The 26636-nt window shown below is 60.4% G+C and carries 24 protein-coding genes and 1 tRNA gene; 18 read left to right on the top strand and 7 right to left on the bottom strand.

Annotation, left to right across the window (positions count from 1 at the left end; genetic code table 11):
• The 5 genes from ABHR76_RS06000 to ABHR76_RS05980 form a co-directional block, all read left to right on the top strand.
• Window positions 1–1085 (top strand): class II D-tagatose-bisphosphate aldolase non-catalytic subunit (locus ABHR76_RS06000; RefSeq protein WP_346977062.1); only part of this gene is annotated, 1085 nt, incomplete at its 5' end.
• A 124-nt stretch (window positions 1086–1209) separates the two neighbouring features.
• Window positions 1210–1893, top strand: coding sequence for a fructose-6-phosphate aldolase (gene fsa / locus ABHR76_RS05995; RefSeq protein ID WP_346977061.1), 684 nt, complete (start codon window positions 1210–1212; stop codon window positions 1891–1893).
• Between the two features lie 63 nt (window positions 1894–1956).
• Entirely contained in the window at window positions 1957–2787 is an 831-nt protein-coding gene (locus ABHR76_RS05990) for a transketolase (RefSeq protein WP_138375050.1), read from the top strand.
• Window positions 2787–3725 carry a transketolase family protein gene (locus tag ABHR76_RS05985; RefSeq protein ID WP_195645350.1) on the top strand — a complete coding sequence of 313 codons (939 nt, stop codon included), beginning with the start codon at window positions 2787–2789 and terminating at the stop codon, window positions 3723–3725. The genes ABHR76_RS05990 and ABHR76_RS05985 overlap by 1 nt, the downstream gene beginning before the upstream one ends.
• A gap of 11 nt (window positions 3726–3736) precedes the next feature.
• A complete protein-coding gene (locus ABHR76_RS05980) occupies window positions 3737–4189 on the top strand; it encodes a PTS sugar transporter subunit IIA (protein ID WP_055310174.1) in 453 nt (150 codons plus the stop codon).
• Between the two features lie 783 nt (window positions 4190–4972).
• Here the strand turns inward: ABHR76_RS05980 and larE are convergent.
• A complete protein-coding gene (larE, locus tag ABHR76_RS05975; protein WP_346977060.1) occupies window positions 4973–5851 on the bottom strand; it encodes an ATP-dependent sacrificial sulfur transferase LarE in 879 nt (292 codons plus the stop codon).
• Between the two features lie 173 nt (window positions 5852–6024).
• Here larE and ABHR76_RS05970 point away from each other — a divergent pair, with 173 nt between their 5' ends.
• Entirely contained in the window at window positions 6025–6675 is a 651-nt protein-coding gene (locus ABHR76_RS05970; RefSeq protein WP_161115403.1) for an HAD family hydrolase, read from the top strand.
• Window positions 6676–6788: 113 nt separating this feature from the next.
• Here ABHR76_RS05970 and ABHR76_RS05965 read toward each other — a convergent pair whose 3' ends face one another.
• Window positions 6789–7898, bottom strand: coding sequence for a LacI family DNA-binding transcriptional regulator (locus tag ABHR76_RS05965; protein ID WP_230320315.1), 1110 nt, complete (start codon window positions 7896–7898; stop codon window positions 6789–6791).
• Between the two features lie 315 nt (window positions 7899–8213).
• Between ABHR76_RS05965 and glmS the strand changes: the two genes are divergently transcribed.
• Window positions 8214–10061, top strand: a complete 1848-nt coding sequence (glmS, locus tag ABHR76_RS05960; RefSeq protein ID WP_195361469.1) for a glutamine--fructose-6-phosphate transaminase (isomerizing) — start codon at window positions 8214–8216, stop codon at window positions 10059–10061.
• Window positions 10062–10172: 111 nt separating this feature from the next.
• On the opposite strand, the gene ABHR76_RS05955 is transcribed toward glmS, so the two are convergent.
• Window positions 10173–10874: a GntR family transcriptional regulator gene (locus tag ABHR76_RS05955; protein WP_050766156.1), complete on the bottom strand. Its 702-nt coding sequence runs from the start codon at window positions 10872–10874 to the stop codon at window positions 10173–10175.
• A gap of 193 nt (window positions 10875–11067) precedes the next feature.
• Between ABHR76_RS05955 and ABHR76_RS05950 the strand changes: the two genes are divergently transcribed.
• The 3 genes from ABHR76_RS05950 (at window position 11068) to ABHR76_RS05940 (ending at window position 14246) form a co-directional block, all read left to right on the top strand.
• Window positions 11068–12102: a YeiH family protein gene (locus ABHR76_RS05950; RefSeq protein ID WP_346977059.1), complete on the top strand. Its 1035-nt coding sequence runs from the start codon at window positions 11068–11070 to the stop codon at window positions 12100–12102.
• Between the two features lie 266 nt (window positions 12103–12368).
• Entirely contained in the window at window positions 12369–13586 is a 1218-nt protein-coding gene (locus ABHR76_RS05945) for a helix-turn-helix domain-containing protein (protein WP_161145213.1), read from the top strand.
• A gap of 84 nt (window positions 13587–13670) precedes the next feature.
• On the top strand, window positions 13671–14246 hold the full coding sequence (locus tag ABHR76_RS05940; protein ID WP_022094368.1) for a hypothetical protein: 576 nt from the start codon (window positions 13671–13673) through the stop codon (window positions 14244–14246).
• Between the two features lie 228 nt (window positions 14247–14474).
• Here the strand turns inward: ABHR76_RS05940 and ABHR76_RS05935 are convergent, their stop codons facing one another.
• Window positions 14475–14996, bottom strand: coding sequence for a nitroreductase family protein (locus ABHR76_RS05935; protein ID WP_138375058.1), 522 nt, complete (start codon window positions 14994–14996; stop codon window positions 14475–14477).
• A gap of 294 nt (window positions 14997–15290) precedes the next feature.
• Here ABHR76_RS05935 and ABHR76_RS05930 point away from each other — a divergent pair, with 294 nt between their 5' ends.
• The 4 genes from ABHR76_RS05930 to ABHR76_RS05915 all read left to right on the top strand — a co-directional run bounded on the left by ABHR76_RS05930 (window position 15291) and on the right by ABHR76_RS05915 (window position 19989).
• Window positions 15291–15581 carry a hypothetical protein gene (locus ABHR76_RS05930; RefSeq protein WP_006235631.1) on the top strand — a complete coding sequence of 97 codons (291 nt, stop codon included), beginning with the start codon at window positions 15291–15293 and terminating at the stop codon, window positions 15579–15581.
• Between the two features lie 181 nt (window positions 15582–15762).
• The gene (locus ABHR76_RS05925) at window positions 15763–16263 is read left to right on the top strand and encodes a MarR family winged helix-turn-helix transcriptional regulator (RefSeq protein ID WP_022094370.1); all 501 of its coding nucleotides are present in this window, start codon (window positions 15763–15765) and stop codon (window positions 16261–16263) included.
• Window positions 16263–17987: an ABC transporter ATP-binding protein gene (locus ABHR76_RS05920; protein WP_138375060.1), complete on the top strand. Its 1725-nt coding sequence runs from the start codon at window positions 16263–16265 to the stop codon at window positions 17985–17987. Before ABHR76_RS05925 ends, ABHR76_RS05920 begins: the two co-directional genes overlap by 1 nt.
• A 1-nt stretch (window position 17988) precedes the next feature.
• Window positions 17989–19989, top strand: a complete 2001-nt coding sequence (locus ABHR76_RS05915) for an ABC transporter ATP-binding protein (RefSeq protein ID WP_346977058.1) — start codon at window positions 17989–17991, stop codon at window positions 19987–19989.
• Window positions 19990–20099: 110 nt separating this feature from the next.
• On the opposite strand, the gene cysE is transcribed toward ABHR76_RS05915, so the two are convergent.
• The gene (gene cysE, locus ABHR76_RS05910) at window positions 20100–20804 is read right to left on the bottom strand and encodes a serine O-acetyltransferase (RefSeq protein WP_138375362.1); all 705 of its coding nucleotides are present in this window, start codon (window positions 20802–20804) and stop codon (window positions 20100–20102) included.
• Between the two features lie 223 nt (window positions 20805–21027).
• Here cysE and ABHR76_RS05905 point away from each other — a divergent pair, with 223 nt between their 5' ends.
• Both ABHR76_RS05905 and ABHR76_RS05900 read left to right on the top strand, forming a co-directional pair.
• The gene (locus ABHR76_RS05905) at window positions 21028–21666 is read left to right on the top strand and encodes a VTT domain-containing protein (protein ID WP_346977057.1); all 639 of its coding nucleotides are present in this window, start codon (window positions 21028–21030) and stop codon (window positions 21664–21666) included.
• Between the two features lie 298 nt (window positions 21667–21964).
• Complete coding sequence (locus ABHR76_RS05900; RefSeq protein ID WP_035138743.1) at window positions 21965–23017, top strand: branched-chain amino acid aminotransferase; 1053 nt, start codon at window positions 21965–21967, stop codon at window positions 23015–23017.
• A 560-nt stretch (window positions 23018–23577) separates the two neighbouring features.
• Here ABHR76_RS05900 and ABHR76_RS05895 read toward each other — a convergent pair.
• Window positions 23578–24129: a LemA family protein gene (locus tag ABHR76_RS05895; RefSeq protein ID WP_082421874.1), complete on the bottom strand. Its 552-nt coding sequence runs from the start codon at window positions 24127–24129 to the stop codon at window positions 23578–23580.
• A gap of 211 nt (window positions 24130–24340) precedes the next feature.
• On the opposite strand from ABHR76_RS05895, the gene ABHR76_RS05890 reads away from it, so the two are divergent.
• Window positions 24341–24925, top strand: a complete 585-nt coding sequence (locus ABHR76_RS05890; RefSeq protein WP_346977056.1) for a TetR/AcrR family transcriptional regulator — start codon at window positions 24341–24343, stop codon at window positions 24923–24925.
• Between the two features lie 3 nt (window positions 24926–24928).
• On the opposite strand, the gene ABHR76_RS05885 is transcribed toward ABHR76_RS05890, so the two are convergent.
• Window positions 24929–25018: transfer RNA gene (locus ABHR76_RS05885), tRNA-Ser, on the bottom strand.
• Window positions 25019–25069: 51 nt separating this feature from the next.
• Here ABHR76_RS05885 and tadA point away from each other — a divergent pair.
• Window positions 25070–26636, top strand: a 1567-nt coding sequence (tadA, locus tag ABHR76_RS05880; RefSeq protein ID WP_346977055.1) for a tRNA adenosine(34) deaminase TadA, incomplete at its 3' end; no start/stop codon positions are given.

Here is a 26636-nt window from a genome sequence, read left to right as displayed (position 1 = left end):
TGGGCGCCGGCTACGTCAACGGTTGGGACCAGACGCGCTTTGCCGCCGACATCAAGAAGGTCGCCGACGAGGTGGGTTACACCGGTCCGTACTACCTGTGCCGAGATCACGGCGGTCCGTGGCAGCGCGACGAGGAGCGTAACGCCCACCTGCCCGAGGACGAGGCCATGGAGCTCGCCCGCAAGTCCTTCGTCGCCGACATGGAGGCAGGCTTTGACCTGCTGATGGTCGACCCCACCAAGGATCCCTATCAGATCGGCAAGGTTATTCCGCTCGACGTGGTGCTTCGCCGCACGATCGATCTTATCGACTACCTTGAGCAGTACCGTCGCGAGCATAACCTGCCCGAGGTCGCCTATGAGGTCGGTACCGAGGAGACCAATGGCGGCTTGACCTCTACCGATAAGTACGAGGAGTTCATTTCTCAGCTGCAGCCCGAGCTCGAGAAGCGCGGCTGCCCCATGCCCACCTTTATCGTCGGCCAGACCGGCACCCTTACCCGCTGGACGGAGCAGGTCGGTCACTACAACTTCAAGAACGCCCGCGAGCTTGCCGATATGGCCAAGCGCTATGGCGTGGGCCTGAAGGAGCACAACGCCGACTATCTGGACGACGCGACGCTGCTCGAGCACATCCCGGCACACGTGACCGCCTCCAACGTCGCTCCGCAGTATGGCACCGAGGAGACCCGCGCCTACCTCAAGCTCTGCGCCACCGAGCAGATCCTGGTCGACAACGGTCTGTGCGATGACCCCTCCGACCTGTATCACACGCTGCTGGTCAAGGCTATCAAGACCGAGCGCTGGCGCAAGTGGATGACTGGCGACGACGTCAACCTGCAGGTCGATGACATCCTTGCCGACGATGAGCTCAGCCTGAAGATCCTGGATGTCTCCGGCCACTATGCGTTCAACGATCCCGAGGTCAAGGAGCAGGTCGAGAAGCTCTATCGCAACCTCGCTGCCCAGGACATCGACGGCAAGCGCTTTGTGATCGAGCACATCAAGCGCCCGATCAAGCAGTACGTCGTCGGTCTTAACCTCAAGGGCGTCACGACCCGCATCGAGGCCGCTCTTGCCGAGTAAGTAGCTTTTCCTACGCGACGCCGGGCCTGGGGCATGTCCCAGCTGCAGGCCCGGCACATGGGACAAAGGGGCGGTCCCTTTGTCCCATTCTTTTGAGTTTTAGCTTCCTTTGAAGGGGTTCACCATGAAGTTCTTTATCGATACCGCCAATCTGGACGAGATTGCCGAGGCCAAGAGCTGGGGCTGCCTGGCCGGTGTTACCACCAACCCGTCCCTGTACGCCAAGACCGGCGGCAAGCTTGCCGACTTTGAGCCCCATATGCTCAAGATTGCCGAGCTCTGCGAGGGTCTGCCCGTGTCCGCCGAGTCTACCGCGACTACTGCCGAGGGCATGATCGAGGAGGGCAAGCGTCTTGCCGCCCTCGCTCCCAACATCGTGGTTAAGCTTCCCGTGTGCGAGGCCGGCCTTGCCGCCTGCCGCGCCCTGGCCGACGCAGGTGTGCGCGTCAACATGACGCTTGTTTTCTCGCCGACCCAGGCCTTGATGGCCGCCAACGCCGGCGCTCGCTACATCAGCCCGTTTGTGGGGCGCTTCGATGACATCGCCGAGGAAGGTATCTCGCAGCTCGACAATGTTGTGACTTGCATCAAGAACTATGACTGGACCGGCAAGAACGTCGACGACACCGTTGAGATCATCACCGCTTCGGTCCGCACGCCCAACCATGTGACCCAGGCGGCGCTGCTTGGTGCCGACATTGCGACCGTCCCCATGGCCGCTCTTAAGAAATGCTTGCATCACCCGCTGACCGACCAGGGCCTTGCCTCTTTTGAGGCTGATTGGCAGAAGGTCGTCGCTCGGGCTTAACGAGTGGATTGCCCCGGCATCGCGTCATCCGGTGCCGGGGTTGTTCTCAAGAGAGGAATTCGTATGACCAACCAGGAGCTGGCGAAGGTCGCCAATGAGGTCAGGAAGGGTGTCGTGACTGCGGTTCACGCGGCCAAGTCGGGACATCCGGGTGGATCGCTCGGTGCTGCCGACATCATGACGTATCTGTACTTTGAGGAAATGAATATCGATCCTGCTGACCCTCACAAGGCCGATCGCGATCGCTTTGTGCTCTCCAAGGGTCACGCGGCGCCGGGCCTGTATTCGGTGTTGGCAAATCGCGGCTATTTTCCCGTCGAAGAGCTCGAGACGCTCCGCCATATTGGCAGCCGACTGCAGGGCCATCCCAACATGAACGACACCCCGGGCATCGATATGTCCACCGGATCGCTCGGTCAGGGTATCTCCGCCGCGGTTGGAATGGCACTCGCCGCAAAGCACTGGGGTGACAGCTACCGCGTCTACACGTTGCTGGGCGACGGCGAGTGCGAGGAGGGCCAGGTGTGGGAGGCGGCCATGTTTGCCGGCAACCATGCGCTCGACAATCTTGTTGCCGTCGTCGACCACAACGGCTTGCAGATTGACGGCACGATCGATGAGGTCAACTCGGCCATGCCGCTCGCTGACAAGTTCCGCGCCTTTAAGTGGCATGTGATCGAGCTAGCCGATGGCAACGACATGACACAGATTGAGGCGGCTTTCGCCGAGGCTCGTGAGGTGACCGGCGTGCCCGTCGCTATCATCGCCGAGACGGTGAAGGGCAAAGGCGTCTCCTTTATGGAGAACCAGGTTGGCTGGCATGGCAAGGCGCCCAACGATGAACAGTTTGAGCAGGCCATGGCCGAGCTTGCGGCAGCAGGAGAGGAGCTCTAATGGCAGAGGTCAAAAAAGTCGCCACGCGCGTAAGCTACGGCGAGGCGCTCGTCGAGCTGGGCAATGAGCACGATGACTTTGTAGTGCTCGATGCCGACCTGGCTGCCGCTACGCAGACGGGTAAGTTTAAGGCTGCGCACCCTGAGCGCTTCTACGATGCCGGCATTGCCGAGAGCAACTTGATGGGGCTCGCCGCCGGCATTGCGACCACGGGCCACGTCGCCTTTGCGAGCACCTTTGCCATGTTCGCCGCCGGCCGCGCGTACGAACAAGTGCGTAATTCCATTGGCTATCCGCACCTCAACGTCAAAATCGGTGCCACGCATGCGGGTATCTCGGTCGGTGAAGACGGCGCCACGCATCAGTGCTGCGAGGACATCGCGCTCATGCGCACGATCCCGGGTATGACGGTAATCGTTCCCGCCGATGACATCGAGGCTCGCGCTTGCGTGCGCGCCGCCTATGAGTTTGAGGGACCGGTCTACATGCGCTTCGGACGCCTGGCAACGCCGGTCATTAACGATCACGAGGACTATGAGTTCAAGATTGGTCGCGGCGTGGTCGTGCGCGAGGGGTCCGATGTGACCATCATCGCTTGTGGCCTTATGGTCGCCGAGGCGCTTGAGGCTGCCGAGGCGCTCGCTGCCGATGGTATCGATGCCGAGGTCATCAATATGCACACGATCAAGCCGCTTGATGAGCGCCTGGTGGTTGCCAGCGCCAAGAAGACCGGTCGTGTGGTCACTGCCGAGGAGCATTCGATTATCGGTGGTCTTGGCGAGGCCGTGGCCTCGGTGCTCGCGGAGCAGCATCCGGCGCCGATGCGTCGCGTCGGCGTGCGCGATGTGTATGGCGAGTCCGGCCCTGCGGTCGATTTGCTGCACAAGTACGGTTTGGACGCCGACGGCATCGAAGCTGCGGTCAGGTCCGTGTTGTAAGGAAGGTTTCCATGGGATTTGTATCTGCCAACCAAGTGACAATCGGGTATACCGCCGCCTCGCGCGAGGACGCCCTACATTATTTGTCCGAGCAGGCCATCGAGCTCGGCTTTGCCGATGACGCATCTGCCGTAGAGGCCGCCTTCATTGCTCGCGAGAACGAGGCCGAGACCGGCCTTGTCGCCGGTTTTGCCGTTCCGCATGCCAAAAGCGACGCGATCCACACGCCGGGCGTAGCCGTGCTTAAACTGACCGAGCCCGTTGAATGGCCGAGCTTCGATGGGGTGCCCGTCGATGTTGCGCTCGCGCTGTACGTGCCTGCCGGCGAGGCTGGAACCACGCATCTGCGCCTGCTCTCCAAGGCTGCCGTAATGCTGATGGACGCCGGCTTCCGCGACAAGGTGCGCGCGAGCACCGATCCCGTTGAGATTGCGGAGCTCATCAATAGCGGACTCGAAGACTAGGACGGTCATCCCGTTCAATCAATCGATCCTTCTCCAAGGAAAAGGGCCGCGACGCCATATAGGTGTCGCGGCCCTGTTTGCGTTTCCCCAGATAAAACCTGCCAAAATAAACCTATCCCTTTTTGGCAGGCTAATCGTGAGTTATTTCACCGCAACTTAGGGCACGGTTAGGAAGTGTGCACCTTAAAGAGTGGAGCCCTTGATTAGAGAGGTCGCGCTCATCTCTCTAAATGTCTCTCTAAAGAGAAGGTTGGTTAGAGAGATAGCATTAGGCAATCTAGCAGCGAATTCGATACATCTCTCTTAATGCCTCTCTAAAACAAGGCGCTTATCTCTCTAAAGTTAGAGAGATAAGCGCCTTGTTTTAGAGAGACGGAATGCCAAAATTCGTCCGTCAGCTACCATCTGCCAAAAATGACGGATAAAGGGCTCATCGAAGTAATGGGTTCATCGACGAGCCGCAACCGCCGCTATCGGAAGAAGTAGATGCAGCCGAATTGCCCCTCTATCGTCTCTCGAAGTTTGATGGGTGCTAGAGGGGCGACTGCCTCGCGATATTTTCCCAAGATAAAACCTGCCAAAACAAACCTGTCCCTTATTGACAGGTCAGTTAACGCAGTCCAGGTTGAGCATATGTGAGCGAGCGGGCTCCGGGTGCGGTAAGGTGACGTGAAACAAGCGGGCGCTGACCTTTTGGTCGCGCCCGTGAAGTTGAACGTCAGATTGCCGTGCCCGGAGCCCGCGCAGCGCCGAGCAGTTACGCCGTTTGTAAAACGGCGTAATCTAAAGGTTCATGTTGCCGTGAATGTAGGGGGTGACCTCGGGGGAGATATGGTCGCAGCCCAGCTCGCGCAGCGCGGACTCGATAACGGCGGGCAGCGGGGTTTTGCCCTCGGCATCGACGGCGTTGCCACCGAGGGCAGCAATCTTGGCGACATCTGCGGGTGCGGCCTCGATATGCATGCAGCCGCCGATCAAGCGCGCGCGTACCTGTGCCAGATCAAGATCGTGCAGGTGATCCTCGCAGGCGCGGATTAAATCGACCTTCTCGCGCGTAAGCTCCTCGCCCGTGGGGACGCGGGTGGCAAGACATGCTCCCGCCGGCAGGTTCCAAACGGGATAGCCCCATGCGCGCAGCAGCTCGCGCTCTTCGTCCTTGGTAAAGCCGACCTCCATAAGGGGTGAGCGTACGCCGAGCTCTTCTGCCGCACGCATGCCGGGGCGGTAGTCACCGCGATCGCTTGCATTGCTGCCATCGATGACGGTGGGAAAGCCGAGCGACTTGGCGTGGTTGACGATGGCGGTAAAGCCGGCGTGCTTGCAGTGGTAGCAGCGATTAGCATCGTTGCAGGCCACTTGGGGGAGCTGCAGCTGATCCACCGAAAGATTGAGCACGGGGAGCTTAAAATGCGGCCCCTCATTGGCCTGCCCATCAACGGACTGCTCAAACGAAGCCTGCTCGGGCGTGCCGATGAGCGGCGTGGTGAGATGGACGAGAAGAGTATTGGTAGGCATGACGCGGGCGCATACGGCGGCCAAAAAGCTGCTGTCAACGCCGCCGGAAAACCCGATAGCCACGCGCCCGTATGCCAAAAGCAGCTGCTCGAGCGCCGATAGCTTGTCTTGAAGCTCCTCTGCGGGTGCCGTGGTGTCTAAAATCATGAAACGTTCCTTATCGTTGAGTACTCGATCGAAAACTATAATCCTAATGCGTTACTTGCCATAAGACTTCTATCTGTGTAACGAAAGTGCAATATGGTATATACGTTATATACAAGTTGCCAAATGCGGTAGAGTTGCAGCAACGCGACAGCGAGAGTCGATGGGGGACCGATATGATCAAGGCTGTTATTTTTGACATGGATGGAACGCTGGTCGATACCGAGCGTTTGGGGATTAAGGCCTGGAAGGCAGGCGCCGCTGAGCTGGGGCTCGCGATTGATGAAGCGCTGATCCATCAGTTTATCGGCCGCACGCTGCCCGATGTTATGGACATCCTCGATAAGCATTATGGCAGCCACGAAACCACCGAGGCGATCTATCGTCGCCACAAGGAGATTCGCGACGAGATGGTCAAGACCGAACTGGAACTTAAGGCCGGCGCCGCCGAGTGCCTAGACGAGTTGCTAGCTGCGGGCTATCACGTGGGCCTAGCGACGTCGTCGCGCCTCGTTACGGCCGAGCGCAACCTTAAGATGGTCGGTCTTTTTGACAAGTTTGAAACGGTAACGTGTGGCGAGGACGTCGTGCACGGCAAGCCCGACCCCGAGATGTATCTGCTCGCCTGCGAGCGTGCGGGCTTTGCCCCCGAGGAGTGCGCCGTGGTCGAGGATTCGCGCAATGGTTGCGTCTCGGGCATCACGGCCGGCTGCCACGTCTTTGCCGTCCCCGATATTGTGCCGCTGCCGCAGGACGTGGTGGATGGCTGCGAGGCCGTGCTCGATACGTTGTTCGACCTGGCGGCGGCGGTCAAGGCCGTGCGCTAGACAATTGCGGCGTTGAAACGAGCAATTGCCCACGTTTGCGCTCAAGCAAAAGGGGTCCGGCAATGGTCGGGCCCCTTTTGCTTGAGCGGCGACTTAGCATACTTGCGGGCGTGCTATAGATACGCACCGAGGTTGATGGCCGTGGCGTCGGTCTGGCTGCTTGCCTGGGTGCTGGCGCGTTCCAGTAGGAACGGACGTACCAGTTCTTGGCGGTTGATATCCTCGGCGGCGACTGCGGTGACGGTACGCACTGCGGAGCCGACACGGATATGCTTGATCTTTGCCGGGGCCTTGTTCTCGATTTGCTCCATCAGCAGTTGGACACCCTTGCGGCCAATCTCGTAGCCCGGGGGCGCTACCGTAGTGAGCGGGACCGATCCGCTCCAAGCGAGCGGGTTGCCGTCGCATCCGGCCACGCGTACTTGCCCGGGGACAGAGATGCCCTTGTCGACCAGTGCCGAAACGACACCCGAGGCCAACACATCGGTCAGGCCGACGACAAAATCGGGACGTTCGTCCGCGGGGCGCTCGGCGATTTGGGCACCGATGCCGTAGCCGTCGGCAGCGGTATTCCATTCGCCGGCGTCGATGACTTCGATCTTGATATCGGGGTGCAGGGCGAGCGCCTTATGAATGCCAAGGACGCGCAGGGTGAGTTGCATAAATGCTGCTCGGCCGACGACGACAATATGGTGCGCGCCGCGGGCGATGGCAAGTTCGGCAATGATGCGACCCTGGGCCTCATTGTCGGCCGCTACGTAGTAGCCGGGCTCGGAGCAATGGATGTCCAGATGGACGATCGGCACGGGCATCTTGGTCATGGCGGGGTGCCAGTCGGGGGATGCCATGGGCTGAACCATGACGCCGGACATCTGGGTGCCCATAAAGTAGCGCAGGTAATGGTCCTCGAGAATATCGTCGTTATCGGCGTTGGCGATGAGCAAGTCGTAGCCGTGCTTGCGGGCCTCGTTGTGGGCGCCGCTGGCGATTTGGAGCGAAAAGCCGTGATCGAGACGGGGGAGCACCAGGCCAAAGGACTTGGTGGCGCCGCCCGCGAGCTGACGGGCGCTTTGGTTGGGCAGGTAGCCAAGGCGACTGATGGTCTCGTTGATGAGCTTGAGGGTCTCGGGGCGCAACTTTTCGGGATGGTTGAGCGCGTTGGAAACCGTGCCCAGCGAAACCCCGGCCTCGCGCGCGACGTCGCTGATTTTTACCTTTGCCATAGCGGCCCCTTTGATGCGTTTCAAGTACAAGCCAGATTGTAGCATCGCCCGCCCCTGAGGTGTCAAAACCCGCCTATTAGGGACAGGTTTATTTTGGCAGGTTTTATCTGGGCAAACGATGCTGTCAGACCAAACCACCACGAAGGTGCCTGCCCCCTTCGGGGTGGGGTGTGTGTATCGAGTGGTATTCAAGTTGAGATACCACTTCTGGTATATCAGCTTGCGTTTGCGTGAGTACAATACTCGAACGTTATGCGTCTCAGCGCCCCCTGTGCGTGGACGTTTTGCAGTCAAGCGGACGAAGGGATTTATCCTATGTGCGGAATTGTCGGCTACACCGGCTCTGATATTGCAAAGAACATCCTGGTCACGGGCCTCAAGCGTATGGAGTATCGCGGCTATGACTCCTCGGGCGTCGCGCTCGAGGTGGGCGAGGGCGCCGCGGCGCACCTCGACGTCATCCGCCGCGTGGGCAAGGTCGCGGGCTTGGAGAGCGAGCTTTCCAACATCGACAGCGACGCTACCTGCGGTATCGGCCACACCCGTTGGGCCACCCACGGCAAGCCCTCCGTCGTTAACGCTCACCCCCACACCAGCTGCGACGGTCGTATCGCCATCGTCCACAACGGCATCATCGAGAACTTCGCCGAGCTGCGCGAAGAGCTGGAGGGCCGCGGCCACCACTTTAAGAGCGAGACCGATACCGAGGTCTTCGCGCATCTGATCGAAGAGGCTTATGCCGAGACGCACGACCTGATGGCCTCCGTGCGCGAGGCTTGCGCCCACGTGGTCGGTGCCTATGGTCTGGCCGTCGTGTGCGCTGACGAGCCCGGCGTGATCGCCGTGGCCCGCAAGGATTCCCCGATCGTGGTCGGCGCGGGCGAGACCGGCGCCTATGTCGCCTCCGACGTCATCGCGCTCATCGACGCCACCCGCGATGTCGTGGTGCTCGAGGACGGTCAGTTTGCCAAGCTTACGCCCGCAGGCGTCGAGTACACCGACGAGGCCGGCAACGTTATCGAGCCCAAGGTCACCCACATCGACTGGGACCTGGACATGGCAGAAAAGGGCGGTTATCCCGACTTTATGCTCAAGGAGATCCACGAGCAGCCGCGCGTCGTGCGCGACACGCTGGTGGGCCGCATGACGCCGGCCGGCGAGCTCGACATCGACGAGCTGGGCCTTTCGCTCGAGGAGCTCAACGACATCGACCGCGTCTACGTGATCGCTTGCGGCACCAGCTATCACGCTGGCCTCATTGCCAAGAATCTCATTGAGGGTTGGGCTCGCATCCCCACCGAGGTGGAGGCGGCCAGCGAGTTCCGCTATCGCAACCCCATCATCACGCCGACGACGCTCGTCGTGGCCGTGTCCCAGTCGGGCGAGACGGCCGATACCCTTGCCGCCATTCGCGACGCGCGCATCAAGGGTGCCAAGGTCTTCGGCATCACCAACGTGGTGGGCAGCCCCGTGGCGCGTGAGAGCGACGGCGTCATCTACACCAAGGCCAACAAGGAGATCGCGGTCGCCTCGACCAAGAGCTTCATCGGCCAGGTCGTGAGCCTTACGCTTTTGGCCCTGCTGCTGGCGCAGGTCAAGTACCGCTTGACCACCAAGCAGGCGCGCATGCTGTTCCGCGAGCTTTCCGATACGGCCGAGCAGATCCAGTGGATTTTGGATACCCAAACCGAGGCCGTTCATGAGGCTGCCCTGCTGTGCAAGGACGCGCAGTCGGCGCTGTTCGTGGGCCGTGGCATGGGTGCCGCTATTTCCTACGAGGGTGCGCTCAAGCTCAAGGAAGTCAGCTACCTGCACGCCGAGGCATATGCCGCCGGTGAGATGAAGCATGGCCCCATTGCCCTGATCGACCCGGGCTTCCCTGTCATCGCCGTGGCCACCAAGAGTGCCACCTACGACAAGACCGTGTCGAACCTTATGGAGTGCAAGGCGCGCGGCGCCAAGGTCATCGTCGTTGCCACCGAGGGCGACGAGGAGATCAACAAAATCGCCGACTGCATTATCCGCGTGCCAGCAGTCCGCGACGTGTTCAGCCCCATCACGGCGAGCGTCCCGCTGCAGCTGCTCGCCCGCGAGGTCGCCATCCTGCGCGGCTGCGACGTCGACCAGCCCCGCAACCTGGCAAAGAGCGTTACCGTGGAGTAGTTGGTTCCGCCATTCTGGCGACCAAGGCCCGGCTCCGTTGCAGCGGAGCCGGGCCTTGTTTCATTTGCCCAGATAAAACCTGCCAAAATGAACCTGTCCCAATTTGGCAGGTTAGCGGAGCTTGCTGGTCTCGAAGTACTCGGGGAACTGGTCCAGAACCTCGGTCTGGTTGCGGAACATCATATGCAGGTGCTTGCTGACCAAAAAGCTCGCTTCGATGGGGTCGCGACCGGCGATAGCGCGGCGAATCTGCTTGTGCTCGTTCACGATGTCCTGATTGTCGAGAACCTGCGTGGCGGCGCGCAGCCAGCGGAAGCGCTCCAGGTCGGCATTGGTCTCTTCGAGCCACGACCACACGGTGCTGCGACATGCGATGCTAAAAATCATGTGATGCATGAGGTTGTCGCTCAAAAAGAAGCCGATGCGATCCTCTTCGGCCATGGCCTTTTCCTGCAGCACGATGGCGCGGTCGAGCTGCTCGATGCCGGCCGACGTGGCGCGCGCACAGCACTCCACAATCACCTGCTTTTCCAGATGCTCGCGGATGTAACAGGCACTCTCGGCAAGGGTGAGGTTGATGGGCGAGACATAGGTGCCGCTCTGGGGCACGGTGCGCACCAGGCCTTCCTGCGCCAAGCGAACCAAAGCCTCGCGCACGGGCGTGCGACCCATATCCAGGTCGTCGCAAAGTTGCTTGACGCCCAGCTTTTCGCCCGGTTTGTAGTCCAGGTAGACGATTTTGCGTCGAATGGTGTGGTAGGACTGGTCCTGTAGGCTCGTTTCCTGCTCGCCGACGTGCATCGATTCTTCCATAGCGCCTCGCAACTGTTCTATCAAACTCATATGTCAGTTGTTAATTATGCCGCGAATCAGCTCTCCGCGGTGGGTAATTCGGCTGTTGCCTGAGAACTATTGCGGCATCTTAGTCTGTGTTTGCGCAAGGCTGCGCTCAATGTTGCCGTATCATAAGCCGTCGCAAACGTGAAATAGAAAGAAGGAATCCCATATGCAACTGGCAAATATCGTACGCGAGCGCTGGAAAGGCGTCTTGTTCTGCCTAATCATCGCCATTCCCGCGACGCTGCTCGGCAAACAAATTGAGGTGGTCGGCGGTCCGGTATTTGCCATCCTCTTTGGCATGGTCCTGGCGCTCGTCTTTCCCAAGAATCGTCGCGAACAGCTCGCCGCTGGCGTCACCTATACGTCCAAAAAAGTCTTGCAGTACGCGGTTATCCTGCTTGGCTTTGGCATGAACCTCTCCCAGATTCTGTCCAAGGGCGCCCAGTCGCTGCCGATTATCGTGGCGACAATCTCGACCTCGCTTGTCATCGCCTTTGTGCTCTGCCACGTTATGAACGTGCCGGGCAAGATCGCGACGCTTGTGGGTGTGGGTTCGTCGATTTGCGGCGGTTCTGCCATCGCCGCGACCGCACCCGTCATCGATGCCGACGATCGCGAGATTGCCCAGGCTATTTCGGTCATCTTCCTGTTTAACGTTATCGCGGCGCTCGTGTTTCCGACGCTTGGCGGCATGCTCGGGCTGACCAACGAGGGCTTCGGCCTGTTTGCCGGTACCGCCATCAACGACACCTCGTCCGTAACGGCTGCGGCGAGCGCTTGGGACAGCATGCATCCCGGCGCCAATGTGCTCGAGAGCGCCACGGTGGTCAAGCTCACCAGGACGCTGGCCATCATTCCCATCACGCTGGCGCTTGCTTGCTGGCAGATGCATCTGGCGCGCAAGGCCGGCGGCGACGCTAGGAGCACGTTCTCGCTTAAACGCGCGTTTCCCGTGTTTGTGCTGTTCTTTGTGCTGGCGAGTGTGATCACCACGGTGCTTCAGCTTCCCGCGTCCTTTACGGCGCCCATCAAGGAGCTGTCGAAGTTCTTCATCGTGATGGCCATGGCGGCAATTGGCTTTAATACCGATATCGTCGAGCTGGTCAAAAAGGGCGGCAAGCCCATCGCGCTGGGCTTTTGCTGCTGGATTGGCATTGCGTGCATGAGTTTGGGAATGCAACACGTGCTGGGAATCTGGTAGAGAAGTAGCTTGTTTGCGTGCTGCGTGCTGGCGAGCGCATTCTCACGGTGGAGCGATAGGAGCTCTTGCGGGTATGGCTTGTCCGCAGGTTTATAAGTCCCGAAGAGCTCTTATCGCCCCGCCAGGATGGCGATGCGGGGCAACACCTATACTCGCAGGACGGCGCTTTCTGCCCTATAGTGTTTGGTGAGCAATATCGTTCAATTTTGAAACACTCGGTCGTGCGACCGTCGGCGGTTGCACGTCGCCGCGGACAGGGGCAAATCATGGATAGCAATGCTAAGCTGAACATCTTGACCGATGCCCTAGCTGCTGCCGGGGCCTCGGCATTGGCAATCGATGCGCGTGGGGACGTCGCGATCTCGACCATGAATGACGCGGCGCTTGAGCGGGATGTGGCGGCTTTTGTCGCTGAGCGTCTCGACCGTATAGGAGACGGCGCGCGTCTGGTTATGGGGCGTGAGGGTACGCGCCTGAGCCTGACCGTTCGCCCCACCGACAAAGAGGGCGGGAGGCTTTGGGTCGTTGTGGTCCGCGAGGTGCGCGGTGCCGCGGCGCATGCGGGCATCGAGTGGCTCAACGCCGACGAAGTTGAGGTCCGCTATGAATCGAGCGCGTACGGCATCGTTGAGGGGGCGGCCTCGGTGGCTGTACCGGTTACCGAGAGCTATGCGCGCGGCGTGCCCCTTATGCTCGAGGGCGAGCTGGGAGCGGGTCAGGTCGAGATTGCCAAGCGCCTCTATCTGGATGGCCCTTTTGTCGATCAGCCCTTTGTTTCCGTCGCGCTCGATGAACTCACCGATCGCGGTTGGCGCCATGTGCTCAAAAGCTCCGAATCGCCGCTGTTCCAAACGGGGCTGACCCTTTGCATTGAGGGCTGGAATGCGGTTGGCCCCCAGCGCCTCCGCGAGCTGGTCTCCACGATGACCGACACCGCGTTGGCGACGCGCTGCCATGTGGTGCTGACGGCGAATGACATGCCGGGCGGCGGCGAAAGTGATCAAGCCGCCTTTGTGACCGAGCGCTTCGCCTGTGCGGTGAGCGTCGCGCCGGCAATCGCCGAGCAGGGAGCCGCGTCGACGAAGGTCGCGCGCTATTTGGAATATCTCGCTGATGCATTTGGGACGGCAGCGCCCACGCTGTCTGCCGCGGCGACGAAGACGCTCGATGCTTACCGCTGGCCGCGCAACTATCTGCAGCTCCGCGAGGTCTCGGAACGACTGTATATATTGGTGGGGACGGGCACGGTGGACCGCGCTGTGGCGGAGGAAGTGTTCGCCCAAGAGGACGTGATTAAGACCGCAACCTTTGGCGCCCCGACGCTTGAAAGTGACCTGTATATCCTGCGACCGCTGGCCGATACCGAGCGAGATATCGCGCATCTGGTTGTAGACCATCTCCACGGCAACCGAACCCGTGCGGCGGAGGTGCTGGGCATAAGCCGTACAACGCTGTGGCGCTTGCTGAAGGACGATGACCGTTGAGCGAGGCGCCCGTGACCGCACGCGACGCGTGTGCTACAGTCCAAAGCGTTATTGTTTCGATTTGGTTACGGCGTGCGAGGGCATATGGCTGAGACTTCAAAACCGAGCCGCAGAAGGCGGAGTGCCGCGCCGGTCAACCGACGCACAACATCGGTGACGTGGGGCAAACACGCCTCGGGGTTTGATGGCTCGTTCAAGCGCACTAAATACGGCTATCCTTCGGCAAGCGCCCGCTTGGCAATGCAGGCAGAGTCCTCGCTGTGGGGCCGCAAACGCGTGGTGGGCTCAAAGCTCAAGCACGACGGAACGCTCGGCTACATCAGCCGCGGGGCGGCTCGCCGCAGCGGGCTCAATCCCGCCGGCTGGCATCGCTACGTGCCGATCGTGGCCGCCGTTGCAGTGATCGTCATCGCGCTCGCTGCGCTCGGATATGCCGGCGGTGGCGCCAACTTGGACGCAATGTTTAAATCGCCCGAGCTCGCGCATGTAGGTACAGAAGTTGTCGAGGGCGCTCAGGCCCAGACGAGCGTCGCGCCCCAGCGCGGTATCGTTGCGGCGGCCTCCACCATCGCCGATGTGCAAAAGGACGAAGACAAGCAAGGCGACGACGTCGATGCGAATCAGACGAGCGAAACGGCAATAACTCCATCGGCGGGATAAGTTGCGAGTGGGGCAGCTAATTTGGGACGGGGCTTTTTTAGCTGCCCAAGACAGTGGCTCATTCGATGTCAGTCGCCAAAAGCGAGCGAGCCGCATTTGCGCCAAGGTGACGTGAAATGAGAGGGCGCTGACCTTCTGGTCGCGCCCTCGAAATTGAACGTCAGATTGGCGTGAATGCGGCCCGCGCAGCGTCAACGAGCCCGCCGTTCGGTAGAATGGCGGAACTAATTACCTTACGTAGACCACGTTGTCGCGGCGGGGTTTGGGCTCGGGCAGCGTGTCCTCGGCATAGCCCAGAATGCAGTGACCGACACCGCGCAGGCTGCCGTCGGCGGGTAGACCCCAACTGGCCAGTAGCTCCAGGCCCTCGGGCGAATCGAAAACCTCGTGGGCGCGATGAATCCAGCACGAATCAACGCCCAGCGCATAGGCAGCGTTGAGCAGGTTGCCCATGGCGAGCGAGCCGTCTTCCAGATGTGTGGGCACGCTGCGGTCAACCAGCACCACCACAACGGTCTTGGCGCCATAGAAGGGGTCGCTGTTGCTGCCCATGACTTGCGCGTTGAGCTGCGAGAGACGCTCGACGGTCGCGGGGTCGGTGACGGCGACAAACGTCACCGGCTGGCGGCCCATGCCGCTCGGTGCATATTGGCCGGCTTCGATAATACGTGCAAGCTTTTCGGCCTCGACGGGACGATCGCTGTAGTTGCGGCAGCTGCGGCGGTGAATGAGTGCTTCGATAGTCTCCATGGTGTCTCCTTGCGGTGGCGTTGCAGATGCCCCGTTCATACCCGTCGGGCTCAAACGATAGACGGTCAATTGCCCGGCCAAAAGGATAGATTCCAATTGGGAAAGTAGGTTTGCATAAAAGTACCTTCAGAATGTGACAAACAAATGGGATGGTTAAACGTTTTATCCCGTCTACCCTGCGGTTTTTTACCACTTGCCTAAATGACGAACGCATAACCTCTGATAAGGGTTTTACTAAAGGAGTACCAACGTTTATCAATGCGCCGTGGTGGCGCCGGGCCAGGAGGTAACATCATGTTCCAGGCTGGAGATGTCGTCGAGACCGATTTCGAAGGATTTCTGAAGCTGCTGCGTTCCAAGACGCGCGCTTTCGTGTCGATCAACGATCACGAGTACTACATCACGCACACCGATGGCTATTGGCGTGTTCAGGATTGCGAGGCCCTCAACGACAAGGGCCACTTTACTGACTGTTCTGAGTTGGTCAACACGGTCTGCGAGGTCGTCGAGCTGCCGTGGATTGCCGGCAAGAGCCTGCATGACAGCTTCTCGGGCGCTACGGTCTATGAGGCCGTCGCCGCTTAACAGGCAATAAAACCCGATTTTCACGTGACCGCTGGCGCCGCCCCCGCGCCGGCGGTCTTTTTCTGCCGATAGGCCATAAAAATGCACGCATTTGCGGAGAGCCTGTTGACGATAGTCAAAACTCGGACTAATCTAGAGACACATAATTGGTCAAAAATCGGACAATTGAATGGTGGGATAGATGAATAGTGCGGTTACGCTGGTCGACTTCGATCGGTTGCTCAATGGACTCGACCATATCTATTCGGAGTTCTCGCGCGCCTGCGGCCTTTCGGACTGCGCCTACTGGATGCTCGTCGACACGAGTGCAGCGGGCGGAAGCGTTGCCGTGAGTCGGCTGACGAGTGAATGGTTCTACAGCAAACAGACCATCAATTCGGCGATTAAAACGCTTAGGGCGCGAGGGCTTGCGACGTTGGAGTTTGCCGAGGGCAGTCGTAAAAACAAGGTTGTACGACTGACCGAAGAAGGCGTGCGGTTTGCCAAGCGCTACGCGTTGCCGGCGCAAAAAGCCGAGCAACAGGCATTCGAGGCGCTCGAGCCGTGGGAACAGTGCGAGATCATGCGCTTGGTCGGTAAGTTCTCCCATGTTCTTAACGAAGAGTGCGAGGCATTTAAACGGCAAGTGGCCGCCGAGAACGAGACTGACGATAAGGGCGAGGGGGACGCATGCGACTCTTAATGAGGTTTATGAGGCCGTACCGCGGTCTGATTGCGGTGACGCTGTTTGCGGTGCTGATAGATAACGTCGGTACGCTGTTGGTTCCCACGATGCTGGCGAACATGGTCAACACCGGTATTACCACGGGTGATGTCGACTATATATTACGCAACGGCCTGTACATGCTTATCGCGACCGGCATGGCCAGCGGCGGCACGGTGCTGGGCTGCTATCTTTCGGCGCGCCTGGCCGCCAACGTGGCCTGCGATATCCGCAATGCCGTGTACGACAAGTCGCTCGAGCTGTCCGCCAGCGACTTTGAGCGCTTTGGCACGGGTTCGATGATCACGCGCTCGCTCAACGACATCAACGTGATTCAGCAAGCTGTCCTTCAGACGATTCAGCTGGTGCTGCCGGTGCCGTTCTTGGCCGTGGCAGGCATCATTTTTGCTTGGTTCATCGATCCCGCCATGGGTACGCTGCTGGGCGTGGTGGTTGCGATCGTGCTGGTGGCGGCGGTCTTTACCGTTGCCAACGCCGCGCCGATCTTTATGCGCCTGCAGAGCTTTATCGACCGCATGAACGTGGTGCTGCGCGAGAACATCGTGGGCGTGCGCGTCATCCGCGCATTTAACAAGGAGCGCCACGAGGAGCAGCGCCTGGACGAGGTGTTTAGCGATTACGCGGCCAATGCCATCAAGGTCAACCACCTGTTTGTGGGTCTCGACAGCTCCAGCTTCTTTTTGATGAATATCGCCGAGGTGGCGGTGCTGTGGGTGGGCGGCAACCGCGTGGGCGTCCACGCCATGCAAATCGGTAGCATCTCGGCCGTGCTGGAGTACGCGATCCTGATCCTGTTCTTTGTGATGACGGCGCAGATGGTGATTCTGACGCTCCCACGCGCCGCCGCATGCCTGAACCGTGCGCAGCAGGTGTTGGAGATTGAGCCGAGCATCGTGGACGGCAAGCGCACGCTGGACACGTGCGCGGCGGAGTCTGTTGACGGTGCCGACGCGGTGGCCGTGTTCGACCACATGTCGTTCCGTTTTGACGATGCCGACGAGGATACCCTGTGCGACCTGAGCTTTGCCTGTCGCCGTAGCCAGACCACGGCGATTGTAGGCTCGACGGGTTCGGGCAAGTCGACGGTGGCCAAGCTCTTGCTTCGCTTCCACGATGCCACGAAGGGCGCCATTCGCCTGAATGGCATCGATCTGCGCGACCTTTCGCAAGACGACATCCGCGGGCGTATCGCCTATGTGCCGCAGAAGGCATGGCTGTTCTCGGGTACGGTGGCGAGCAACCTGCGCTTTGGCAACGAAGACGCGACTGAGGCTGACATGCTCCATGCGCTGGAGGTTGCCCAGAGCACCTTTGTGCTCGACCAGCCCCAGGGGCTCGATACGCCGGTGGCCCAGGGCGGCACGAACTTCTCGGGTGGTCAGCGCCAGCGCCTGGCGATTGCCCGCGCACTCATGAAGCATGCCGATCTATATATCTTCGACGACAGTTTTTCGGCCCTGGACTTTAAGACCGATGCGGCACTGCGCCATGCGCTGCAGGACGAGACGTGCGATGCCGCGGTGCTCATCATCGCCCAGCGCATCTCGACTATTTTGCATGCCGATCAGATCGTGGTGCTCAAAGACGGCGAGATCGTGGGCCTAGGCACGCACGACGAGCTCATGGAAACCTGCGAGGTGTACCGCGCAATCGCGGAATCGCAGATGAAGGGAGGTGAGTAGCATGACCGAGGAGCTCAAGAAGCAGGGCATCGTCGATGGCGCTGCGGTTGTAGAGACAGTCGAGGAGACGGGCGTCGCGCCCGACCTGGACGAAGCCGCCAAGGCGGCGGAGCGCGAGGCTCGCCGCCAAGCGCTCTACGAGGAAAACGAACGTGCCGAGGACGAGCGCGCCCGCGCCGAGGCAGAGCGTATGCGCGACGTGGACGACGAAGACGAGGACGAGACGCCTCGGGATACCTGGGCGACGGTGCGCCGCCTGTGGAGTGAGGCTGCCGACGACCATTGGCGCTTCTATATCGTGTTCGCGAGCATTGTGTTCTATGTCATCTTTAACACCGCCGCGCCGGCATATAGCGCCCGCGTGATCGATGAGCTGTGGGGCCACATTCAGGTGGCGTTTGCCAACGACACCACTTTCAGCATCACCTGGGAGAACTGCGGCAAGACCATTTTCGTCTACTTTATGATCTGGACTGCCGCTGCCTCGTTCTATGCGCTCCAGAGCTTTTTGATGTCGAGCGTCGCTGAGCGTCTCAATCTGCGCCTGCGCAACCGCATCGCGCAAAAGCTCAACCGTCTGCCGCTCGCCTATTTTGACGCGCATCGTCCCGGCGAGGTCGTCAGCCGCGCGACCAACGACCTGGACAAGATGTCCGAGAGCATGCAGCGCGGATTGCTGCAGCTGCTCGTGTCGATCGGCACGGTTGTTGGTGCTGTGAGCGTGATGTTCGTGTTCAGCGTGCAGCTTACGCTCGTCTTTCTGTTCTTTACGGCACTGTCGCTGCTGGTGACGAAGGTCGTCTCGCGCCGCACACACGATGTGACGGGCGAGCGCCAGGAGTGGGTGTCCAAGATTACGAGTGCGGTCGAGGAAGGCTATTCGGGCCGTCTGGTGATCCGCGCGTTTAACCGCGAACGCCAAAGTTCTGCCGAGGTGCACCAGGCCTCGGGCGAGCTGGCACGCGTGAGTGCCAAGGCCGACTTTATGATCAATGCCGTCGGCCCTGCGGTGCGCTTTATCGGCCGTTTGGCGCAGATCGTGATCGCGCTGGTGGGCTGCAGCATGCTGGTTGCCGGTCACATGACCGTCGGCGTGTTCCAGGCGTTCTTCCAGTTTATCTACGAGGCGTCCGAACCCATGACGCAGCTGTCGTTTACCTTCAACTCGCTGCAGAGCGCGTTGGCGAGTGCGGAGCGCGTGTTCGACCTGCTCGATGAGCCCGAGATGGAGGCCGATCCGCTGCCGGACGAGGCCGCCAAGCTGCCGGGTCGCGTTGAGGGTCGCGTCTCCTTTGAGCACGTGCGCTTTGGTTATTCGCCCGACAAGCCGCTTATGCACGACGTGTCGTTTACCGCCGAGCCGGGCCAGAAGATTGCCGTGGTGGGAACCACGGGCGCGGGCAAGACGACGCTCATCAACCTGCTCATGCGCTTCTACGAGATTGACGGCGGGCGTATTACGCTCGACGGCGTGGATACGAGCCGCATGGACCGCGGCGAGCTACGGCAGCAGTTTGGCATGGTGCTGCAGGACGCCTGGCTGTTCGATGGCACGATTGCCGAAAACATCGCCTACGGCTGTCCCGAGGCGACGCGTGAGGAGATCGTGGCGGCTGCGCGCGCCGCGCAGGTCGACTTCTTTGTGCGCACCATGCCGCAGGGCTATGACACGCGCGTGGCCAACGATGCCGAAAGCATCAGCCAGGGCCAGCGTCAGCTGCTGACCATCGCACGCGTGCTGCTCAATAACCCGGCGATTCTCATCCTGGACGAGGCGACCTCAAGCGTGGATACGCGTACCGAGCTTGCCATCGGTCGTGCCATGGACGCGCTCATGCGCGGGCGCACGAGCTTTGTGATCGCGCACCGCCTGTCGACGATCGTGGACGCCGACCTGATCTTGGTCATGGATCACGGCAACATTATCGAGCAGGGCACGCATAAGGAGCTGCTGGCTGCCGAGGGTGCCTACGCCGACCTCTATCTGAGCCAGTTCGCATAATGTGACAAAGGGACAGTCTCTTTGCCACATCACAAATAAGGCGCGCCGGGGATGAATTCCCTGGCGCGCCTTTGCGTTGATGCCGATGTCGTTTTGTGCCGCTTGCGTTCCTAGCGTTCGTCCACGAGCTTGGCGACGAGGGCCTTGAGCTCGGCCACCTCTCGCTCGAGTTCCTTGACGCGGCGGGCATTCTCGGTGATGCCCTGGCGGTTGAGGGCGGACTGCTCGGCGGCGTCATCGGGCATGTACTCGCGATGCTGCTTGGCGTCGAAACTCTCCTCGAACACACGGCAGCCGTTGCGCTTGATGATGCGTCCCGGCACGCCCACGACGGTGCAGTTGTCGGGGACGTCCTTAACGACGACCGAGTTGCCGCCGATCTTGACGTTGTTGCCGATGCAGATGTTGCCGAGCACCTTGGCGCCCGTGCCCACCGTGACATTGTTGCCCAGGGTGGGGTGACGCTTGCCGGTCTCGTTGCCGGTGCCGCCGAGCGTGACGCCCTGGTAGAGCACACAGTTGTCGCCCACAATGGTGGTCTCGCCGATGACGACGCCCATGGCGTGGTCGATAAAGAAGTGCTTGCCAATCTGCGCGGCAGGGTGAATCTCGACGCCGGTGATGTGGCGGGTGATTTGCGAGAGCACGCGGGCGAGCGAGCGATGACCGTGCTCCCACAGCCAGTGCTCGGGCACGTGGTTCCACTTGGCGTGCAGGCCAGGATAGGAAAGAAAGATGACCAGACCGTTTTGCGCGGCGGGGTCCTGCGCCTGGACGGTCTTGATGTCCTCGCGAATGGTATTGATAAAGCTCACCGGCCGCCCTCCCTTAGCGCCATGGCAATGCGATTCAATAAAGTATAGCGATTCGCTAGGGATTAAAAAGGACAATCTTGGCGGCTTTGCGCTACAAGTGTCAGTTATGCAAACTTGCTGGTAATGGAGTCATGCTTTTGTGGGGTTGCGCACGAGGGGGCACCGCAACCGTATACTGGTCAACTTGGACGTATCCGCGCCCACAACTGAGAGGTTTTACTTCATGGGTTTCATCAATTTTATTGCCGAGCTGCTTAAGGACCCGCGCACCGCGATCGCCAGCTGGATCGCCGCCGGCCCGCTTATGGCCTACGGCTGCGTGTTCCTGATCATCTTTATCGAGACGGGCGTGGTGTTCTTCCCGTTCCTTCCCGGTGATTCGCTGCTGTTCGCCTCGGGTTTCTTTGCCCACAACGGCGGCTTTAACATCGTGGCGCTTCTGGCCACCGCATGGGCCGCTGCCATTTTGGGCGATCAGTGCAACTTTATGATCGGTCACTTCTTTGGCCGCAAGATCATCGCTTCGGGCAAGGTCAAGGCCATGACGCCCGAGCGCATCAAAAAGTCCGAGGACTTCTTGGACAAGTGGGGTCACCTGGCCATCTTCCTGGGCCGCTTCTTCCCGTTTATCCGCACCTTTGTGCCCTTCATCGCCGGCATGGGCGGCATGCACTGGCGCAACTTTGTCATCTACAACGTGCTGGGTGGCATTACCTGGTCAACGCTCTTTACACTACTGGGCTACTTCTTTGGTGGCATCCCCTTTGTGCAGGAGCACTTTGAGCTGCTGATTGTCGGCATCGTTGCCGTGTCGATCATCCCGACCGTGGTCGGCCTGGTTAAGGCCAAGCTGGGCAAATAGAACGCGTAGCTCGAGGCAGCGCACAAACTGTGTCGTTGAGGCCCGTCACCGCTTACGGTGGCGGGCCTCTTTAGCTTCGTTCAAATGAAAATACTTTACTTAGTTAAAGAAAAGCGTTTTATCAGACGCGTGCGGGGAGTACAATCTCGTGCATGCGAATCGACGTGCCATGGGCTTTGGTGTTGCCCGCGTGTCCCGTCCGGCTCTACGCTCCGGGCGTGCGACGTTGCGACGCGGTCGGCCTCGGTCCTTGCGTGCGAGTTCGCGAGTATGCAACTGTGTATGTAAGGAGCGACATATGACTGTCGAGAAGAAGGATATCGATTGGGGTAGCCTCGGCTTTGGCTACATGAAGACCGACTACAGCTACGAGGCTCATTGGAAGGATGGCGAGTGGGACGAGGGCGGCCTGACCACCGACCACACCCTGCACGTCTCCGAGTGCGGTGGCATCTTCCATTACTGCCAGGAGGTCTTTGAGGGCCTGAAGGCCTACACCGCCGAGGACGGCAGCATCGTTTGCTTCCGTCCCGACATGAACGCCGAGCGTATGTACAACTCCGCTCAGCGTCTGGAGATGCCCCCGTTCCCCAAGGACAAGTTCGTTGAGGCCGTCAAGCAGGTCGTTTCTGCCAACGCCGCATGGGTTCCGCCCTTCGGTTCCGGCGCGACCCTGTACGTGCGTCCGTTTATGATCGGCTCTGGTGACGTGATCGGCGTGGCTCCCGCTCCTGAGTACACGTTCCGTATTCTCGTGACCCCGGTCGGTCCGTACTTTAAGGGTGGCCTTAAGCCCGTTAAGCTGCGTGTTTCCGAGTATGACCGTGCTGCACCGCACGGCACCGGTAACATCAAGGCCGGCCTGAACTACGCCATGTCCCTCAAGCCTACGATGGAGGCTCACCGCGAGGGTTATGCCGAGAACCTGTATCTCGACTCCGAGTCCCGCACCTATGTCGAGGAGACCGGTGGCGCCAACGTCCTGTTCGTGAAGGAGGACGGCACGCTCGTCGTTCCGCAGTCGCACACCGACTCCATCCTGCCCTCTATCACCCGTCGCTCGCTCGTTCAGGTCGCTCAGGACCTGGGCATGACCGTTGACCAGCGTCCCGTCGAGTGGGCCGAGGTCAAGGCCGGTACCTTTGTCGAGTGCGGCCTGTGCGGCACCGCTGCCGTCATCTCCCCGGTTGGCGAGATCGACAACAAGGTTTACGGCGCCGACGAGACCGTGACCTTCCCGGCTGGCTACACCGAGATCGGCCCTGTGATGAAGAAGCTCCGCGAGACCCTGACCGGCATCCAGTCTGGTGCTGTCGAGGATAAGCACAACTGGGTTTACACCGTCGCGTAAGCTGCCTTAGCTGTCCGGCCCGAGGGCGGCCTTCCTTTCCGGCGCGTCCTCGGACATGAAAGAGCCTCCGCTGCGCACTTCGTGCGGCGGAGGCTCTTTCGTCCTGCGGAGTGCGCCGGAAAGGAAGGCCGCCCTCGGGCCTGCGTCACCCTGGCGCTGTCGTACGGGCAATATAGATTTGAATCAAAGATGGTGCGCGGCCTTTTAGGCCGCGCTTGTGTTTTGCTTCGCGCCATGTGGGGGCGGTGGCGACGTGCATTTTTGCGAGTATTCTGCAATCGAAGGCCCCTGCATACCGACCTCGGGCAAAAAATCGGGATTTCTCGATGTTTTCTACGGATGATGGGCGGGGTTATGGGCTGACAGTGTTTGATTTGCAGGGATATTCGCGGTCTTTGGCATTTATCGTGGCGCCCGAAGCTCTTGGTTATGTTGAATACTCCTAAAAATGCACGGCGCTTAGAGGGGGACCTTTGCGAAAAAGGAAACCGCCCCGTCGAAGTATGCACTCGACGGGGCGGTTTATACATTTGGCCGATTAAGGATGCGCTGTCAAACTACTAGAACTTGACGGTCGGGGCCTGGCGGGCTGCTTCGGCGGCCTCGAAGCCCTGGCGCTCCTTAAACTGGAAGATGCCGGCAAAGATGACAGCCGGGAACGTCTGAATGGCGTTGTTGTAGCTGAGCACGCAGTCGTTGTAGCTCTGGCGTGCATAGCTAATCTTGTTCTCGGTGTCCTCGAGCGATGCCTGCAGCTGCGTAAAGTTGGTGTTTGCCTTAAGATCGGGATAGGCCTCGGCCACAGCGAAGAGCTGGCGCAGTGCGCCGGTCAGCACGTTGTCGGCTTCCATCTTGGCCTCGGGCGTGGTGGCCTTGACGGCGGTGTTACGCGCGCTGATCACGGCGGAGAGCGTCTCCTGCTCGTGCTTGGCGTAGCCCTTGACGGTTTCGACCAGGTTGGGGATCAGGTCGTTACGGCGCTGCAGCTGCGTATCGATGTTCTGCCAGGCGTTATCGATGCGGTTACGCTTGGTGACCATGTTGTTGTAGATGCCGGCGATGGCGCAGACAATCACAATGACAACAACGATGCCGATGATGACGGTAATCATGATGTCTCCGTTTCGAATGGCCGCGGCGGCATGCGCCAGCTGCCGTTGGTATAACGCTACTAGTATACCCGCAACGTTTTACCGTGCCGAACTTTCCGGTAAGCGTTGTGTTTTCGGCGGGGTTGGCACCGGGGCAAAGCGCGCGAGGTACAGGTGTAAGATATGCGACAGATTGACGAGTGTTGTCTTTGCCCTGAGGATGGCGATACCAGTGGACCTTCGCATCAAGAAAACCTACCGCGCCCTGTTCGATGCCTTTACCGAGCTTCTCGAGGAGCATCGTTTTGAGGACCTGACGGTTGCCATGCTGTGCGACCGCGCCATGATTCGCCGCACGACGTTCTACAAGCACTTTCGCGACAAGAACGATTACTTTGCCTTTTATATCGATGAGCTCATGTCGGGCTTGCCGCAAAAACAGCCCGATGAGGCCGGCGTAGTGTCTGCCGAGGACGTGCGCGCGCTTCGGCACGCGATTTTGGACGATGCCATGGATTTGATTCTGACGCACGAGCGGCTCATGGATAACATTTTGGCAAGCAGCATGTCGGGCATGTTGACCAACGTTATTTGTGACCGCATTGCCCGCTCCATCCGCGAGCGCGTGATGAACGTGCTTGCCGAGGATGCCCTAGCCCCCGTGTCACTTGAGACGACGTCTGAGTTTGTCGCCGGCGGTATTATTCGACTTTTCACGATATGGTGGGAATCGGGCCACGATCTTGAGCGTCGACCTGAGATGGCCGACGTGGTCGATGCGCTGTTCGAGCGAACCATGACGCCGGTGCATCACTAAAAGTGGCGGAGAGAGGGGGATTCGAACCCCCGGAACGCTCTCGCGCTCAACGGTTTTCAAGACCGCCGCATTCAACCGCTCTGCCATCTCTCCGTGAGTCGTAATGATAGCATCGTTTTGGATTTGCAACAGGGAAGGCGAACGATGACGATCACCGAAATCGATGAGAAGTTTATGCGCGAGGCACTGGTCGAGGCGCGCGCCGCCGCGGTAGTGGGCGAAGTGCCCATTGGCGCTGTGGTGGTGCGTGCTGGTGAGATTGTCGCGCGGGCGCATAATCGTCGCGAGCTCGACCAGGACCCTTCGGCGCATGCAGAGTTCGCGGCCCTGTGCGCTGCCGCTCGGTCGCTCGGTCGCTGGCGCCTTTCCGATTGCACGGTCTATGTAACGCTCGAGCCTTGCTGCATGTGCGCGGGTCTCATGGTCAACGCGCGCGTGGGCCGCTGCGTATACGGTGCCGCCGATGCCAAGGCGGGCGCGCTGGGATCCCTATACGATTTGAATGCCGACTCGCGCCTGAATCATCGGTTTAACGTGACGGCTGGGGTCCTGGCGGATGAATGCCGTGAGCTGCTGATTAGCTATTTTGGCGGTCTGCGCGGAGCAGGCGGCGCTGATGGCGGTTGTGGGGCCGATCTTGAGGCGCATGCCGCTCATGCCGAGGCGCTCGCGTGTGCCGAAGATATCGCCGTTGAGGCGGTTGACTTTGGCCCTGCGTGCCGCCGGCCCCGCCGTGTGCTGCTGGCGATCGACTCCTTTAAGGGCAGCGTGTCGAGTGCACGGGCGGAGGCGGCGGTTGCCGAGGGCATGCGCCGTGTGTGGCCCGATGCCGAGGTGCGCGCGTTGCCGCTGGCGGATGGCGGCGAGGGAACGCTCGACGCCATCGACGCGTGCGGCGGTGAGATTGTGACCTGCGAGGTGGCAGGTCCCTTGGGCGATCGCGTGTCTGCCCAGATGCTGGTGGACGACGAGCGCGACTCGGCTGTAATTGAGATGGCCGAGGCGGCGGGTATTGGGTATTCGAGTTGTACGGAGTCGGCGGCGTTGGCGGCTTCGACCTATGGCGTGGGCGAGCTTATGCTTCGCGCAGTTCGCACGGGCGCAAGGACACTCTATATTGGTCTGGGCGGCAGTGCCACCAACGACGGTGGCGCCGGCATGCTGCAGGCGCTGGGCGCGCGCGTGGTCGATGATCAGGGATGCGATGTCGCCCCCGGTCTTGCCGGCCTTGAGCAGGTGGCGAGCGTTGATTTGGTGCCAGCGCTTCGGGCACTGAATGGCATGCGTGTCGTGGTGCTTTCGGATGTCGAGAATCCGCTCGTAGGGCGTCGCGGCGCACTGGCGGTGTTTGGCGGGCAGAAGGGCCTGCCGGCGGATGATGTCGAGGTGCTGCGCAGATACGACGGCTGGATGGTCGGCTACGGTCGCCTGCTCGATGCGGCAATTTTCGAGGCGCAAGCCCAGGGGTTGTTGCGCACACCCGAGAACGCACGGACATTTGGCTCGGTGCTTGGCGTGCCCGGCGCGGGCGCTGCCGGTGGCTTGGGCGCGGCGTTGCTGGCGCTCGGCGCGGAGCTACGCTCGGGTGTGGAGACGGTGCTCGATCTCGTGGGGTTTGACGAGCACGTGCGCGATGTCGACCTGGTCATTACAGGCGAGGGCAATATGGATGAGCAATCCGCCGCCGGTAAGGCACCGGTTGGTGTGGCTC

The sequence above is a fragment of the Collinsella aerofaciens genome, assembly GCF_039752985.1.
Classification (GTDB): Bacteria; Actinomycetota; Coriobacteriia; order Coriobacteriales; family Coriobacteriaceae; genus Collinsella; species Collinsella aerofaciens_BT.
The sequence above is the reverse complement of the archived record's forward strand: the minus strand, read 5'-3'. Positions and strand labels throughout refer to the sequence as shown.